Source organism: Pseudomonas fluorescens Q2-87 (assembly GCF_000281895.1).
GTDB lineage: Bacteria > Pseudomonadota > Gammaproteobacteria > Pseudomonadales > Pseudomonadaceae > Aquipseudomonas > Aquipseudomonas fluorescens_S.
The window spans coordinates 4,849,571-4,865,349 of sequence record NZ_CM001558.1; the positions used below are offsets into that span (position 1 = coordinate 4,849,571).

The 15,779-nt window shown below is 61.0% G+C and carries 13 protein-coding genes; 1 reads left to right on the forward strand and 12 read right to left on the reverse strand.

What is annotated here, in order from left to right; genetic code table 11:
* Nucleotides 1-71: 71 nt before the first annotated feature.
* Nucleotides 72-968: a LysR substrate-binding domain-containing protein gene (locus PFLQ2_RS06490; RefSeq protein WP_003184869.1), complete on the forward strand. Its 897-nt coding sequence runs from the start codon at nt 72-74 to the stop codon at nt 966-968.
* 96 nt (nt 969-1,064) lie between these two features.
* Here the strand turns inward: PFLQ2_RS06490 and ispD are convergent, their stop codons facing one another.
* The 12 genes from ispD to fabZ form a co-directional block, all read right to left on the reverse strand.
* Nucleotides 1,065-1,772 (reverse strand): 2-C-methyl-D-erythritol 4-phosphate cytidylyltransferase, encoded by a 708-nt coding sequence (ispD, locus tag PFLQ2_RS06485; protein WP_003184871.1) that lies wholly within the window; start codon nt 1,770-1,772, stop codon nt 1,065-1,067.
* Nucleotides 1,769-2,047, reverse strand: coding sequence for a cell division protein FtsB (ftsB, locus tag PFLQ2_RS06480; protein WP_003184873.1), 279 nt, complete (start codon nt 2,045-2,047; stop codon nt 1,769-1,771). The genes ispD and ftsB overlap by 4 nt, the downstream gene beginning before the upstream one ends.
* A 171-nt stretch (nt 2,048-2,218) precedes the next feature.
* Nucleotides 2,219-3,508, reverse strand: coding sequence for a phosphopyruvate hydratase (eno, locus tag PFLQ2_RS06475; protein ID WP_003184875.1), 1,290 nt, complete (start codon nt 3,506-3,508; stop codon nt 2,219-2,221).
* A 154-nt stretch (nt 3,509-3,662) separates the two neighbouring features.
* Nucleotides 3,663-4,508: a 3-deoxy-8-phosphooctulonate synthase gene (gene kdsA, locus PFLQ2_RS06470; RefSeq protein WP_003184878.1), complete on the reverse strand. Its 846-nt coding sequence runs from the start codon at nt 4,506-4,508 to the stop codon at nt 3,663-3,665.
* Between the two features lie 4 nt (nt 4,509-4,512).
* Nucleotides 4,513-6,144, reverse strand: a complete 1,632-nt coding sequence (locus PFLQ2_RS06465; protein WP_003184880.1) for a CTP synthase — start codon at nt 6,142-6,144, stop codon at nt 4,513-4,515.
* A gap of 274 nt (nt 6,145-6,418) precedes the next feature.
* Entirely contained in the window at nt 6,419-7,744 is a 1,326-nt protein-coding gene (gene tilS, locus PFLQ2_RS06460; protein WP_003184885.1) for a tRNA lysidine(34) synthetase TilS, read from the reverse strand.
* A 150-nt stretch (nt 7,745-7,894) separates the two neighbouring features.
* Nucleotides 7,895-8,842: an acetyl-CoA carboxylase carboxyltransferase subunit alpha gene (locus PFLQ2_RS06455; protein ID WP_003184887.1), complete on the reverse strand. Its 948-nt coding sequence runs from the start codon at nt 8,840-8,842 to the stop codon at nt 7,895-7,897.
* Between the two features lie 149 nt (nt 8,843-8,991).
* On the reverse strand, nt 8,992-12,513 hold the full coding sequence (gene dnaE / locus PFLQ2_RS06450; protein WP_003184889.1) for a DNA polymerase III subunit alpha: 3,522 nt from the start codon (nt 12,511-12,513) through the stop codon (nt 8,992-8,994).
* Nucleotides 12,514-12,725: 212 nt separating this feature from the next.
* Entirely contained in the window at nt 12,726-13,352 is a 627-nt protein-coding gene (gene rnhB / locus PFLQ2_RS06445; RefSeq protein ID WP_172680627.1) for a ribonuclease HII, read from the reverse strand.
* Nucleotides 13,353-13,363: 11 nt separating this feature from the next.
* Nucleotides 13,364-14,494 (reverse strand): lipid-A-disaccharide synthase, encoded by a 1,131-nt coding sequence (gene lpxB, locus PFLQ2_RS06440; RefSeq protein ID WP_003184893.1) that lies wholly within the window; start codon nt 14,492-14,494, stop codon nt 13,364-13,366.
* Nucleotides 14,495-14,496: 2 nt separating this feature from the next.
* Complete coding sequence (lpxA, locus tag PFLQ2_RS06435; protein WP_003184895.1) at nt 14,497-15,273, reverse strand: acyl-ACP--UDP-N-acetylglucosamine O-acyltransferase; 777 nt, start codon at nt 15,271-15,273, stop codon at nt 14,497-14,499.
* A complete protein-coding gene (gene fabZ / locus PFLQ2_RS06430; RefSeq protein WP_003184897.1) occupies nt 15,270-15,710 on the reverse strand; it encodes a 3-hydroxyacyl-ACP dehydratase FabZ in 441 nt (146 codons plus the stop codon). Before fabZ ends, lpxA begins: the two co-directional genes overlap by 4 nt.
* Between the last annotated feature and the right edge of the window lie 69 nt (nt 15,711-15,779).

A 15,779-nucleotide genomic window follows, 5' to 3' on the forward strand; every position in this document is an offset into this window, starting at 1 on the left:
GTAATCCTTCGCCGGACAATGAATAATCCAACCAAAAGCAAAACATTATTGCCGTACAGGGATAATCATCGATGTCGGACAACCGCTGGGACGGGATCGACGAGTTCGTCGCCGTGGCCGAATGCAGCCAATTCACCGCCGCGGCCGAACGTCTTGGGGTTTCGTCCTCCCACGTCAGCCGACAAATCGTACGGCTTGAAGAGCGCCTTCAGACGCGACTGCTCTATCGCAGTACGCGACGGGTCACCCTGACCGAGGCCGGCCAGACCTTTTTGCAGCATTGTCAACGCCTGCAAGATGGACGCGAGGAAGCCCTGCGGGCGGTGGGCGATCTCACCAGCGAACCCAAGGGCATGCTGCGCATGACCTGCGCCGTGGCCTATGGCGAGCGCTTCATCGTGCCGCTGGTGACGCGGTTCATGGGCCTCTACCCACAGTTGCGGGTGGACATCGAATTGAGCAACCGGCCCCTGGATCTCGTGCACGAAGGGCTCGACTTGGCGATTCGCCTGGGGCGCTTGCAGGACTCACGCCTGGTCGCCACGCGACTGGCACCGCGGCGCATGTACCTTTGTGCCTCGCCGTCCTACCTTGAGCGCTACGGCCGGCCCCACAGTTTGTCGGAACTGAGCCGCCACAACTGCCTGATCGGCAGTTCAGACATGTGGCAACTGGAGCAAAACGGGCGGGAATTTTCCCAGCGCGTGCAGGGAAACTGGCGTTGCAACAGTGGGCAGGCGGTGCTGGATGCGGCGTTGCAAGGTGTGGGGTTGTGCCAGTTGCCCGATTATTACGTGCTGGAACATTTGCACAGTGGTTCGTTGATCTCGCTGCTGGAGGCTCATCAGCCGCCGAATACCGCCGTCTGGGCGCTGTATCCGCAGCAGCGGCATCTGTCGCCGAAGGTGCGCAAGTTGGTGGATTACTTGAAGGAAGGGTTGGCGCAGCGGCCAGAGTATCGGGGGTGACCAGGATTATTTGTTGCCTGGGGTGATGCCATCGCGAGCTTGCTCGCGATGGCGCCGGCCCAGACGATGATGATCTAACGAGGAAACAGCTCCGGCTTAGTGCCGATTCGCCCAACGCTGGCGCAACCACTCCAGGTCTTCCGGCCGGGTGACCTTGATGTTATCCGCCCGGCCTTCGATCAACCGTGGCGCCTGCCCCGCCCACTCCATGGCAGACGCTTCATCGGTAATCAGCGCATCCGCCACCAGGCTGTCGGCGAGGGCTCGATGCAAGGCACCGAGGCGGAACATCTGCGGCGTGTAGGCTTGCCAGATCACGCTACGATCGACGGTCTCCAGCACGCGCCCATGCTTGTCGACGCGCTTGAGGGTATCGCGGGCCGGGACTGCCAGCAGGCCGCCAACCGGATCGTTTGCCAACTCGCTGAGCAGTGTGTCCAGATCGTCCCGAGCCAGGTTCGGTCGGGCAGCGTCGTGCACCAGCACCCAATCGAAATCGTCGGCGCCTTGCTCGTGCAGATGAAGTAACGCGTTGAGCACCGAGTCCGAACGCTGTTCGCCACCTTCCACGCGCTGGATGCGCGGGTCGCTGGCACAGGCCAGGGTCGGCCAGTAAGGATCATCGTGGGCAAGACTGACCACCACACCCTTGACGGTGGGATGGTCGAGGAAACAGCCAAGGCTGTGTTCAAGAATTGTGCGCCCGCCCAGTTGCAAGTATTGCTTGGGACGGTCCGCGGCCATTCGGGCACCGATGCCCGCGGCAGGAATCACGGCCCAGAAGGCCGGCAAACGGATGCTCATTGGGCCAACTGGTAGAGGGTTTCGCCCTCCTTGACCATGCCCAGTTCATGGCGAGCCCGCTCTTCGACGGTCTCCATGCCTTTTTTCAGTTCTGTCACTTCAGCGTCCATCACCCGATTACGCTCCAGCAGCGCCTCGTTCTCGGCATGCTGGTCGGCTATCTGTTGAGTCAGGTCAGCCACTTGCGCCAGGCTGCCATTACCCACCCATAGGCGGTATTGCAGGCCGGCCAGCAACAGGAGCAAGACAAGAAACAACCAATTGGGACTGCGCATCGAATATCAGGTATCCAGTGAAAAAAGACCGCCATGCCAAACTTTGAAGCGTCTGATAGCACGAAGCCTGGAAAACCCAGGCTTGTGCTTGATAAGGCATCAGATTAGAGGGAAAACCGCCACTATGGCGACTTTTCCGACCTAAGCCGCTGTCTTTTTACCATTTACCGCTTAACCGCGAAACTCGGCGCGACCGTTGTACTTGGCCTTGCCATTCAATTGCTCTTCGATACGCAGCAATTGGTTGTACTTGGAAACGCGGTCGGAACGGCACAGCGAACCGGTCTTGATCTGGCCCGCTGCGGTGCCCACGGCCAGATCGGCAATGGTCGAGTCTTCGGTTTCGCCGGAGCGGTGGGAGATCACGGCGGTGTAACCGGCCGCCTTGGCCATCTGGATGGCTTCCAGGGTTTCGGTCAGGGTGCCGATCTGGTTGAACTTGATCAGGATCGAGTTGGCGATCTTCTTGTCGATGCCTTCTTTCAGGATCTTGGTGTTGGTCACGAACAGGTCGTCGCCCACCAGCTGGGTTTTCTCGCCGATCTTGTCGGTGAGGATTTTCCAGCCAGCCCAGTCGGACTCGTCCAGGCCGTCTTCGATGGAGATGATCGGATAGCGTTCGGTCAGGCCCTTGAGGTAGTCGGCGAAACCTTCGGCGGTGAACACCTGGCCTTCGCCGGACAGGTTGTACTTGCCGTCTTCGTAGAATTCGCTGGCGGCGCAGTCCAGGGCCAGGGTCACGTCGGTGCCCAGCGTGTAGCCAGCGTTGGCCACGGCTTCGGAGATGACTTTCAGCGCGTCTTCGTTGGATGCCAGGTTCGGTGCGAAACCGCCTTCGTCACCAACCGCGGTGCTCAGGCCACGGGCCTTCAACACGGCTTTGAGGTGATGGAAAATCTCGGTGCCCATGCGCAGGCCTTCGGAGAAGCTCTTGGCGCCCACCGGCTGCACCATGAACTCCTGGATATCAACGTTGTTATCAGCGTGCTCGCCACCGTTGATGATGTTCATCATCGGCACCGGCATCGAGTACACGCCCGGCGTACCGTTGAGGTTGGCGATGTGCGCGTACAGCGGCAGGTCCTGGTCCTGGGCAGCGGCCTTGGCAGCGGCCAGGGACACGGCGAGGATGGCGTTGGCGCCCAGGGTGGCTTTGTTCTCGGTACCGTCGAGCTTGATCATTGCGTGATCGAGGGCCTTCTGGTCGGCAGGATCCTTGCCCAGCAACAGGTCGCGGATCGGGCCGTTGATGTTGGCGACGGCCTTGAGCACGCCCTTGCCCAGGTAACGGCTCTTGTCGCCATCACGCAGCTCCAGCGCTTCGCGCGAGCCAGTGGAAGCACCGGACGGCGCGCAGGCGCTGCCGATGATGCCGTTGTCGAGAAGCACGTCCGCTTCAACAGTGGGGTTGCCACGGGAGTCGAGAACTTCACGACCTTTGATGTCGACGATTTTTGCCATTGTTGTAAACACTCCAAAGTTGACGAAAACGACGCAGCGAGAGGAAATCTTTTACCGTCGGCGGGTAGAAAGCGGCGGGCAGGCTTGCCGACGACAACGCCCGGCCCGCAGGCCAGAGCGTTAATCGAGCGGTACTTTACCGGAGAAAACCGCCTTAGGCGGTTTCTATCGTCGGAAAACCCTTGACCAGCTCGTCCAACGCCTTGAGCTGAGACAGGAAAGGTTCCAGCTTGTTCAAGCGCAGGGCGCAAGGACCGTCGCACTTGGCGTTGTCCGGGTCCGGGTGAGCCTCGAGGAACAGGCCGGCCAGGGACTGGCTGATGCCGGCCTTGGCCAGGTCGGTCACCTGGGCGCGACGACCGCCGGCGGAGTCGGAACGACCACCCGGCATTTGCAGCGCATGCGTCACGTCGAAGAACACCGGGTATTGGAACTGCTTCATGATGCCGAAGCCGAGCATGTCCACGACGAGGTTGTTGTAGCCGAAGCTCGAACCACGTTCGCAGAGGATCAACTGGTCATTGCCGGCCTCTTCGCACTTGCTCAGGATGTGTTTCATTTCCTGGGGGGCAAGGAACTGGGCTTTCTTGATGTTGATCACCGCGCCGGTCTTGGCCATCGCCACCACCAGGTCGGTCTGGCGCGACAGGAAGGCCGGCAGCTGGATGATGTCGCAGACCTCGGCGACGACCGCGGCCTGGGCAGGCTCGTGGACGTCGGTGATGATCGGCACGCCAAAGGCTTGCTTGATGTCCTGGAAGATCCGCATGCCTTCTTCCAGGCCCGGGCCACGGTAGGAGGTCACGGACGAGCGGTTGGCCTTGTCGAAGCTGGCCTTGAAGACATAAGGGATACCCAGTTTCTGGGTAACCTTCACGTACTCTTCGCAGACCTGCATCGCCATGTCGCGGCTTTCCAGCACGTTCATGCCGCCGAACAGCACCATGGGCTTGTCGTTGGCAATCTCGATGTCGCCGACGCGAATGATCTTCTGGGCCATCGTCTTATGCCTTTTTCTGGTGTTGAGCCAAAGCGGCCTTCACGAAACCGCTGAACAACGGATGACCGTCCCGTGGCGTCGAGGTGAACTCGGGGTGGAACTGGCAGGCGACGAACCATGGGTGGTCCGGGGACTCGACCACTTCCACCAGCGCGCCGTCACCGGAACGACCGGAGATTTTCAGGCCGGCCTCGATCAGTTGTGGCAGCAGGTTGTTGTTCACTTCGTAGCGATGGCGATGACGCTCGACAATCACATCCTTGGCGTAGCAGTCGTGCACCTTGGAGCCGGCTTCGAGCAGGCATTCCTGGGCACCGAGGCGCATGGTGCCACCCAGGTCGGAGCTTTCGGTCCGCACTTCCACGGCGCCGGTGGCATCTTCCCACTCGGTGATCAGGCCCACGACCGGGTGGCCGCTGGCGCGGTCGAACTCGGTGGAGTTCGCGTCTTTCCAGCCCAGCACGTTACGGGCGAACTCGATGACCGCCACTTGCATGCCCAGGCAGATACCCAGGTAAGGAACCTTGTTTTCGCGAGCGTATTGCACCGCAGTGATCTTGCCTTCTACGCCCCGCAGACCGAAACCACCCGGCACGAGGATCGCATCGGCGCCTTCGAGCAGGCCGGTGCCCTGGTTCTCGATGTCTTCGGAATCGATGTAGCGCAGGTTGACCTTGGTGCGGTTGCTGATGCCGGCGTGACTCATCGCCTCGATCAGCGACTTGTAGGCATCCAGCAGTTCCATGTACTTGCCGACCATGGCGATGGTGACTTCGTGTTCCGGGTTCAGCTTGGCATCGACCACGGCGTCCCATTCGGACAGGTCGGCGCCGGCACACTGCAGGCCGAAGCGCTCGACGACGAAATCGTCCAGGCCTTGGGAATGCAGGATGCCCGGGATCTTGTAGATAGTGTCGGCGTCTTCCAGGCCGATCACCGCGCGCTCTTCAACGTTGGTGAACTGGGCGATCTTGCGGCGCGAAGAGATGTCGATCGGGTGATCGGAGCGGCAGATCAGTACGTCAGGCTGCAGGCCGATGGAACGCAATTCCTTGACCGAGTGCTGGGTAGGCTTGGTCTTGGTTTCGCCGGCGGTGGCGATGTACGGCACCAGGGTCAGGTGCATCAGCATCGCGCGCTTGGCGCCGATCTCGAAACGCAACTGGCGGATGGCTTCGAGGAACGGCTGGGACTCGATATCGCCCACGGTACCGCCGATCTCGACCATCGCCACGTCGGCATCGCCCGCACCCTTGATGATGCGGCGCTTGATCTCGTCGGTGATATGGGGGATGACCTGGATGGTCGCGCCCAGATAATCACCGCGACGTTCCTTGCGCAGCACGTGCTCGTAGACACGGCCGGTGGTGAAGTTGTTGTTCTGGGTCATGGTCGTGCGGATGAACCGCTCGTAGTGGCCCAGGTCCAGGTCAGTCTCGGCGCCGTCGTGGGTGACGAACACTTCACCGTGCTGGAACGGGCTCATGGTGCCCGGGTCAACGTTGATGTACGGGTCCAGCTTGAGCATGGTGACCTTAAGTCCCCGCGCCTCCAGGATGGCCGCCAATGAAGCCGAGGCAATGCCTTTCCCCAATGAAGAAACAACACCGCCCGTGACGAATATGTAGCGCGTCATGAAAAACCCTAGAAGTCTGCGTTAAAGCGGTCCGAGCCGCCGGGGAAAGCGAAGGAAGGCCGAAGCCCCCGATCACCTGCATTAATCACAGTGCACCTTTCAAAAAAACCGCCGCGTTGGGACAGACCGGAAGTGAAGTCACCGGTACGTTGCTCGCTACACATTTTTTGGAATCGCCCAGCAAAGACTGCTTGGTAATCGGCAACTCCTGCAATTCAGGCGAATCCACAGAAGTTGTATCAAGAAGGGAGCGTAGTCTACCGGAAAGCCCCTTTCAGCTCAAACCCCGATCTTGGCTTCCTGGCTGCCAGATCAATTTCCAACTGCCATCAGCCGGTGCATCGAGCCCGCCCACGTTGGCCGCCGCCAGCAAACGTTCACCTTGATACAGCAGCGGCAATCGCCCGCGAACGAACGCCGGCACCCCGCTTTCGTTGAACAAACGCTTGAGATCACGATGTCCGCGCCCCGCCAACGCCATCACTTCACCGCCTTGACGATAGCGCACGCAAAGAGCTCCCGCAGGCGCCTTGCCGCTTAGCATTACCCGACCATTGTCCGGCAAGCGCAACGGTACCGAGGGATCGGCCCACGCGACGGGGCCCGAAACCGAACGCAGCCAGTGGTCGGATAACCACCAAACGCGCCCGCCGGCCCGGTGCAGTTCACCAGCGGCCAGGCGCCAGATCGGGTGGGCTTCACTCGCCGCGTCGCGCAGCGAGTCCCAGCCGGACCAATGGTCGCTGTCGGGCAGTGTTGTCCTCGACGCCAGCCAATGGCTCAAGGCATTGCGCTGGCGAGCCGGCGACAAAGCCTGCAACGGCGCCAGCTCCAGCGAAGGCAAGCCAAGCCAGTCGAACGGGCCCGTGGTAGCGGCGTGAGCCAGGTCTATTACTGCCAGGTCATCGAGCAGGCCTTGGGCTTCAACCATATGGGCGGCGCTGCGTGCCAGGGTTGCCGAGGCCTTGGGCCAGTGCCCGACCACTAAGGGCAAGACCTGCTGGCGCAGGTAGTTGCGTGCGTACCGGTGATCGTCATTGGAAGGGTCCTCGATCCAGCTCAAGCCCTGCTGCGCCGCGTAGGTTTCCAGCTCCGCACGTGACACGTCGAGCAATGGACGAAGCAAATGGCCTTGGCCCAGGGGACGCTGCCTCGGCATCGCCGCCAACCCTCGCACCCCTGCCCCGCGCAGCAAACGAAACAACAGGGTTTCAGCCTGGTCGTCGCGGTGCTGGGCAGTGAGCAGCACTTCATTGCCGTGGATCGCGGCCAGGAAAGCCCCGTAACGCGCCTCCCTGGCAGCCCGCTCGACACTGGCGCCAGACTGGACCTCGACATGAATCACTTGCAACGGCACCCCAAGGGCGTCGCAGACCGAACGGCAATGGGCCGGCCACGTATCGGCCACAGCCTGGAGGCCATGGTGCACATGGATTGCACTGAGTGTTGGCAGGGAATGGTTTTTTGAGAGGGACGCGAGCAGGTGCAGCAGGACGGTGGAATCGAGGCCGCCGGAGAAAGCGATGTGCCAGGTGGCGGCGTTGCGCCAGGGAATGAGTTGGGTAAGCAGGCGGCTTGGCAGATCGTTGCTTGCGTTCATGGGTTTCAGCCTTGGCACAAATCAAATGTGGGAGCGGGCTTGCTCGCGAAGGCAGTGAATCAGTCAACACGGGGGTTGAATGTTAAACCGCTTTCGCGAGCAAGCCCGCTCCCACATTGGCTCCCCACAACTGCTGGAGACTTGGTCAGATCAGAGACCGTAGCTCATCAAACGCTCGTAGCGACGGGTCAGCAGCGCGTCGTTGTCGAACTTCTTCAGCATCGCCAGTTGCGAACCCAGCTCGGCACGAATCAGCGCCGCCGCCGCAGCCGGATCACGGTGAGCGCCGCCCACGGGTTCGTTGATTACTTTGTCGACGATGCCCAGGCCCTTGAGGCGCTCGGCGGTGATGCCCATGGCTTCAGCGGCATCCGGTGCTTTCTCGGCGGTTTTCCACAGGATCGATGCACAGCCTTCCGGCGAGATCACTGCATAAGTGGAATATTGCAGCATGTTCAACTGATCGCAGACACCAATGGCCAGTGCGCCGCCAGAACCGCCTTCACCAATCACGGTAGCGATGATCGGGGTTTTCAGGCGAGCCATGACGCGCAGGTTCCAGGCAATTGCCTCGCTCTGGTTACGCTCTTCGGCATCGATGCCCGGATAGGCACCCGGTGTGTCGATGAAGGTCAGGATCGGCATCTTGAAGCGTTCGGCCATTTCCATCAGGCGGCACGCCTTGCGATAACCTTCGGGACGCGGCATGCCGAAATTGCGGCGCACCTTCTCGCGCACTTCGCGGCCTTTCTGGTGGCCGATCACCATGACTGGCTGGTCGTCCAGACGGGCGACGCCGCCGACGATCGCGGCGTCATCGGAGAAGTGACGGTCGCCGTGCAGCTCATCGAACTCGGTGAAAATGTGTTCGATGTAGTCCAGCGTGTAGGGACGACGTGGGTGACGCGCCAAACGCGCGATCTGCCAGCTGGTCAGCTTGCCGAAGATGTCTTCGGTCAGCGTGCGGCTTTTGTCCTGCAGACGAGAGATTTCATCGCCGATATTCAGCGAATTGTCATTACCGACCAAGCGCAACTCTTCGATCTTGGCTTGCAGGTCGGCGATCGGCTGTTCGAAATCTAGAAAATTCGGGTTCATAGGCGTCCGTCTTGGGTCGACGTCCAAGAGAGCTTGGGCCGGCCGGTTGTCTATTCGCGCCTACCTTAAGGGAGAGGCGCGTTCAGGTCGAGATTAAAAATTCAGGTCGAGATCAGGGGCAATCCGGTTTCAACAGTGGCCCCTGGCCGTCAACGGTATTGGAGGAAGACGTTGTCTTTGCCGAACTGGTCACGCAAGGCTTGAATCAACGCATCCGCCGGATCGATCCGCCAGCCTTCGCCAAACTGCAGCACAGCCTTGGCGTCGGGGCGCAGGTACTCCATGGTGATCGGGCAAGCGCCGCGATGACGCTTGAACAATTCGCCCAACCAGCGTAGCTGATCGCCCTTGAGATCCTGGGTTTGCAGCTTCAGGCGCAGGCTTTCGGCGAGGTTGGTACGGGCATCCTCCATGCTCATCACCCGCTTGACCCGCAGCCGCAGGCCACCGGAAAAATCATCGTTGCTGACCTCGCCTTCCACCACCACCATCGCGTCTGTCTGTAACAGCGACTGTGCCGAATGGAACGCCTCGGCGAACAATGACGCCTCGATGCGCCCGGAGCGGTCGTCGAGGGTGATGAACCCCATCTTGTCGCCCTTTTTGTTCTTCATTACCCGCAAGGCGATGATCATACCGGCGACGGTCTGGGTGTCACGAGCGGGCTTGAGGTCGATGATGCGCTGGCGGGCGAACCGGCGGATTTCGCCTTCGTATTCGTCGATCGGGTGCCCGGTGAGGTACAGCCCCAAGGTGTCCTTCTCGCCCTTGAGGCGTTCCTTGAGGGTCAGTTCCTTGGCCTTGCGATGGTTGGCGTAGACATCGGCATCCTCTTCGACGAACAGCCCGCCGAACAGGTCGGCGTGGCCGCTGTCGTGGGTGCGGGCCGTCTGTTCGGCGGCCTTGATCGCTTCTTCCATCGCCGCCAGCAACACCGCGCGGTTGCGGTCGATATTGGCCTGGTAGGCCTTGGGCTCATCCTGGAAGTAAGGGCCCAGGCGGTCCAGCGCGCCGCTGCGGATCAGACCGTCGAGGGTGCGTTTGTTGATGCGCTTGAGGTCGACCCGCGCGCAAAAATCGAACAGGTCCTTGAATGGCCCGTCCTGGCGCGCTTCGGTGATGGCCTCCACCGGCCCTTCGCCCACGCCCTTGATCGCGCCCAGGCCATAAATGATCCGGCCCTCGTCGTTCACCGTGAACTTGAACTCCGAAGCGTTCACGTCTGGCGCGTCGAGGCGCAGCTTCATGGTCCGCACTTCTTCGATCAAGGTCACGACCTTGTCGGTGTTGTGCATGTCCGCCGAAAGTACGGCGGCCATGAATGGCGCCGGGTAATGCGCCTTCAGCCACGCGGTCTGGTACGAGACCAGGCCATAGGCCGCCGAGTGGGATTTGTTGAAGCCGTAGCCGGCGAACTTTTCCACCAGGTCGAAAATGTTACCGGCCAGGTCAGGGTCAATGCCGTTGGTCGCGCAACCTTCAATGAAACCGCCGCGCTGCTTGGCCATTTCCTCGGGCTTTTTCTTACCCATCGCCCGCCGCAGCATGTCCGCGCCGCCAAGGGTATAACCGGCCATGACCTGGGCAATCTGCATCACCTGTTCCTGATACAGGATGATGCCATAGGTCGGTGCCAGCACCGGTTTCAAGCCTTCGTACTGATAATCCGAGTGCGGGTACGCCAGCTCGGCACGACCGTGCTTACGGTTGATGAAGTCATCCACCATGCCTGACTGCAACGGGCCCGGACGGAACAGGGCCACCAGTGCGATGAGGTCTTCGAGGCAGTCGGGCTTGAGCTTCTTGATCAGCTCCTTCATGCCCCGGGATTCAAGCTGGAACACTGCCGTGGTTTCGGCTTTCTGCAACAGGCTGTAGGTCGGCTTGTCGTCCAGCGGGATGAAGGCGATGTCCAGGGGTTCTTCGCCAACCTTGGCCCGATCGCGGTTGATGGTTTTCAGCGCCCAGTCGATGATCGTCAGGGTCCGCAAGCCGAGGAAGTCGAACTTCACCAGGCCCGCTGCCTCGACGTCATCCTTGTCGAACTGGGTCACCAGACCGTCGCCTGCCTCATCGCAATAGATTGGCGAGAAGTCCGTCAACTTGGTCGGTGCGATCACCACGCCACCGGCGTGCTTGCCGACGTTACGCACCACGCCTTCGAGCTTGCGGGCCATCTCCCAGATCTCGGCGGCTTCTTCATCGACCTTGATGAAGTCTCGCAGGATTTCTTCCTGTTCGTAGGCCTTTTCCAGGGTCATGCCGACTTCGAACGGGATCATCTTCGACAGACGATCCGCCAGGCCGTACGACTTGCCCTGCACCCGGGCCACGTCGCGCACCACAGCCTTGGCGGCCATGGAACCGAAGGTGATGATCTGGCTCACCGCGTTGCGACCGTACTTCTCGGCCACGTAGTCGATCACCCGGTCGCGACCGTCCATGCAGAAGTCGACGTCGAAGTCGGGCATGGATACCCGTTCCGGGTTGAGGAAACGTTCGAACAGCAGGTCATATTCCAACGGGTCGAGGTCGGTGATCTTCTGCACGTAGGCCACCAGCGACCCGGCGCCCGATCCACGCCCCGGGCCCACCGGCACGCCGTTGCTCTTGGCCCACTGGATGAAGTCCATCACGATCAGGAAGTAACCGGGGAAGCCCATCTGGATGATGATATCCAGCTCGAAATTCAGCCGATCGACATAGACCTGGCGCTTGGCTTCGTAATCTTCGGTCGTGTCCTTGGGCAGCAGGACGCTGAGGCGCTCCTCCAGGCCATCGAAGGACACCTTGCGGAAATATTCGTCGATGGTCATGCCATCGGGGATCGGGAAGTTGGGCAGGAAGTGCTTGCCCAGCTTCACTTCGATGTTGCAGCGCTTGGCGATCTCGACGGTGTTTTCCAGCGCCTCGGGCAGGTCGCTGAACAACTCGGCCATTTCCTCAGCGCTCTTGAGGTACTGCTGGTCGCTGTAATTCTTCGAACGACGCGGATCGTCGAGAGCGCGGCCCTCGCCAATGCAGACGCGGGTCTCGTGGGCCTCGAAGTCCTCCTGCTTGATGAAACGCACATCGTTGGTCGCCACCAGCGGCGCGCCGATCTTGTCGGCCAGGGCCACGGCGGCATGCAGGTGTTCTTCGTCGTTGGGGCGATTGGTGCGCTGGACCTCGATATAGAAGCGGTCCGGGAATACCGCCATCCAGTCACGGGCCAGCACCTCGGCTTCCTCGGCATTGTCACTGAGCAAGGCCTGGCCGATTTCGCCCTCCTTGGCCGCCGACAGCATGATCAGGCCTTCGCTGGCCTCGGCCACCCATTCGCGCTCGATGATGATCGAGCCGTTGCGCTGGCCCTCGATAAAACCACGGGAAATCAGCTCGGTGAGGTTGCGGTAACCCACGGCGTTCATCGCCAACAGGCTGATACGACTCAACGGCGCGTCCGGGTCCTTGTTCGACAGCCACAGGTCGGCGCCGCAGATCGGCTTGATCCCCGCGCCCATGGCAGCCTTGTAGAACTTGACCAGCGAACACATGTTGTTCTGGTCGGTGACCGCCACGGCCGGCATGTTCATGCCCACCAGGGTCTTGACCAGGGGCTTGATCCGCACCAGACCGTCGACCAGGGAATATTCAGTGTGCAGGCGTAGATGAACGAATGAAGCCGGCATAGTGATCCTGCGTTAAGTCATGAAAACAACAAGGCCCGGATTGTACCGGGCCTTGGGTAAAACATCAGCCTGCAACCCATGCCGTTCATTTGGATGATTGCATCCGTGGCGAGGGAGCTTGCTCCCGCTTGGGTGCGAAGCGCCCATAAGAAAGGGCTGCTGCGCAGCCCAGCGGGAGCAAGCTCCCTCGCCACGGTGAATCAGGTGAACCTTCAGCTTACGATCAAACCATCACGAGCTTCGTAGGCCAGCCGCACCGGGGCGAACGAGCGGCGGTGGATCGGCGTTGGGCCCAGGCGTGCCAGGGCTTCCAGATGAACGGGGGTCGGGTAGCCTTTGTGGCTGCCGATGCCGTAGCCCGGGTAGATCAACTCAAAGGCCGTCATTTCCCGGTCACGGCTGACCTTGGCCAGGATCGATGCCGCTGCGATGGCCGGCACCTTGCCGTCCCCCTGGATGACCGCCTCGGCACGCATCGACAGCTTCGGACAACGATTGCCATCGATCATCGCCAGTTTCGGCGTGATGTGCAGTCCCTGGACAGCCCGCTGCATGGCGAGCATGGTGGCGTGGAGGATATTCAGCTCGTCGATTTCTTCGACTTCGGCCCGGGCGATGCACCAGCTCAGGGCTTTCTCGCAGATTTCATCGTAGAGTTTTTCACGGCGGGCTTCAGTGAGCTTCTTCGAATCGTTCAGACCCAGGATTGGCCGGTTCGGGTCGAGAATCACCGCTGCCGTCACCACCGCGCCGCACAAAGGGCCGCGCCCCACTTCATCGACACCGGCTACCAGCTCTTGCACTTCGGCGACCAGGTTGAAGTCCAAACCCATCTGCAGCTTTCCGTTACTCATGGTTTTGCGCCAATCAGGGTCAGTACCGCATCCGCAGCCTGGTTTGAGGCATCGCGACGCAAGGTACGGTGGATTTCGTCGAAGCCCCGGGTCTGCTCCTGACCGCCGTCGATCAAGGGTGCAAGCGTGCTGGCCAGCGCCTCGGCCGTCGCATCGTCCTGCAGCAATTCAGGCACCAGCATGCGTTGGGCCAACAGGTTCGGCAAGGACACGTAGGGGCTCTTGACCATGCGCTTGAGAATCCAGAACGTCAGCGGCGCCAGGCGATAGGCAACCACCATCGGGCGTTTATACAGCAGCGCTTCAAGGGTAGCAGTGCCGGAGGCAATCAACACGGCATCACAGGCCGCCAACGCGTCATGGGAACGGCCATCGAGCAACGTGACCGGCAGATCGCGACCAACCAGTAGCGTCTCAAGTTGCGCCCGACGCTGCGGGCTGGCGCACGGCAGGACAAAACGCACGCCGGGACGCATCGTCAGAAGGCGCTGCGCCGCGTCGAAAAACAAGCCGCCCAGGCGACTCACTTCGCCGCCTCGGCTACCGGGCATCAGCGCCACCAGCGGGCCTTCGGGTAGGCCCAGCGCCTGGCGCGCCGCGGCGCGGTCAGCTTCCAGGGGAATGGTATCGGCCAGGGTGTGGCCGACAAACCGCACCGGCACGCCCTTCGCCTCGTAGAAGCGGGCTTCGAACGGCAGCAGCGTCAGCATCAGGTCGCAGCCTTCGCGGATCTTCAGCACCCGCTTCTGCCGCCAGGCCCACACCGACGGGCTGACGTAATGCACGGTCTTGATCCCGCCCTGACGCAACTTGAGTTCGATATTGAGGGTGAAATCCGGCGCGTCGATGCCGATGAACACATCCGGCTTCTCGTGGATCAGCGTCTCGATCAGCTTCTTGCGTCGAGCCAGCAGCTCGCGCAGGCGACCGAGCACTTCCACCAGCCCCATCACCGAAAGGCGCTCCATGGGGAAATAGGAAGTCAGCCCCTCGGCTTGCATCAATGGCCCACCGACTCCGATGAACTCGACCGCAGGATGCCGGGCCTTGAGCGCCCGCATGAGACCTGCGCCCAGAATGTCACCGGAAGCCTCTCCCGCCACCAGTGCAATACGCAAATTAGCCATGGTTAGCGAGTGATGCCGCGAGTCGAAGACTGGATAGAGTCGCGGAAGATGGCGACTTCCGGATGCTGCGCCGACGCCTCGGCCAATTCGGCAAGCGCCTGCTCGACCGTCAGGCCCTGGCGATACACGACCTTGTAGGCGCGACGCAACGCCGTGATGGCCTCTTCGCTGAAACCGCGACGGCGCATGCCTTCGAAGTTCATGCTGCGGGCTTCGGCGGGGTTGCCGAACACCGTGACGTAGGCCGGCACATCCTTGCCAATGGCGGTCCCCATGCCAGAGAAGCTGTGGGCGCCGATATGGCAATACTGGTGCACCAGGGTAAAACCGGACAGGATCGCCCAGTCATCCACATGCACATGGCCGGCCAACGCGGTGTTGTTGACCAGGATGCAGTGGTTACCGATAACACTGTCGTGGCCGATGTGCGCATAAGCCATGATCAGGTTGTGGTCGCCCAGGGTCGTTTCGCTGCGATCCTGAACGGTGCCACGGTGAATCGTCACGCCTTCGCGAATCACGTTGTGATCGCCAATGACCAGGCGGGTTTCTTCACCTTTGTATTTGAGATCGGGCGTGTCCTCGCCTACCGAGGAAAACTGGTAGATGCGATTGTGACGGCCGATCCGGGTCGGTCCCTTGAGCACTACGTGGGGACCGATCACCGTACCCTCGCCGATTTCCACACCTGCGCCGATGATCGACCACGGGCCGACCTCGACATCGGCGGCCAGGACGGCCGTCGGATCGATGATTGCGCGAGGGTCGATCAAACTCATAGTTTGCGTTCCGCACAGATGATTTCAGCGGAGCAGACCGGCTTGCCGTCGACCGAAGCCTGGCATTCGAACTTCCAGATCTGGCGCTTGCAACTGATGAACTTGGCTTCGAGGATCAATTGATCGCCCGGAGTGACCGGCTGGCGGAAGCGCAGCTTGTCGGAGCCAACAAAGTAATAGAGCGTGCCGTCGGCAGGCTTCACGTCCAGCATTTTGAAACCAAGGATCCCGGCAGCCTGAGCCATCGCTTCGATGATCAATACGCCCGGCATGATCGGATGCGCAGGGAAGTGACCATTGAAGAACGGTTCGTTGATGCTGACATTCTTGTAGGCGCGAATGCGCTTGCCTTCAACGTCAAGGTCCACCACCCGGTCCACCAGCAGGAACGGGTAACGGTGAGGCAGGTATTCGCGAATCTCGTTGATGTCCATCATTTCGGGGGGAAGCCTATGTAAAGATTGGGAGCGCACGAGTGACGCGCACTCCGCTAGCAAATCAAGATG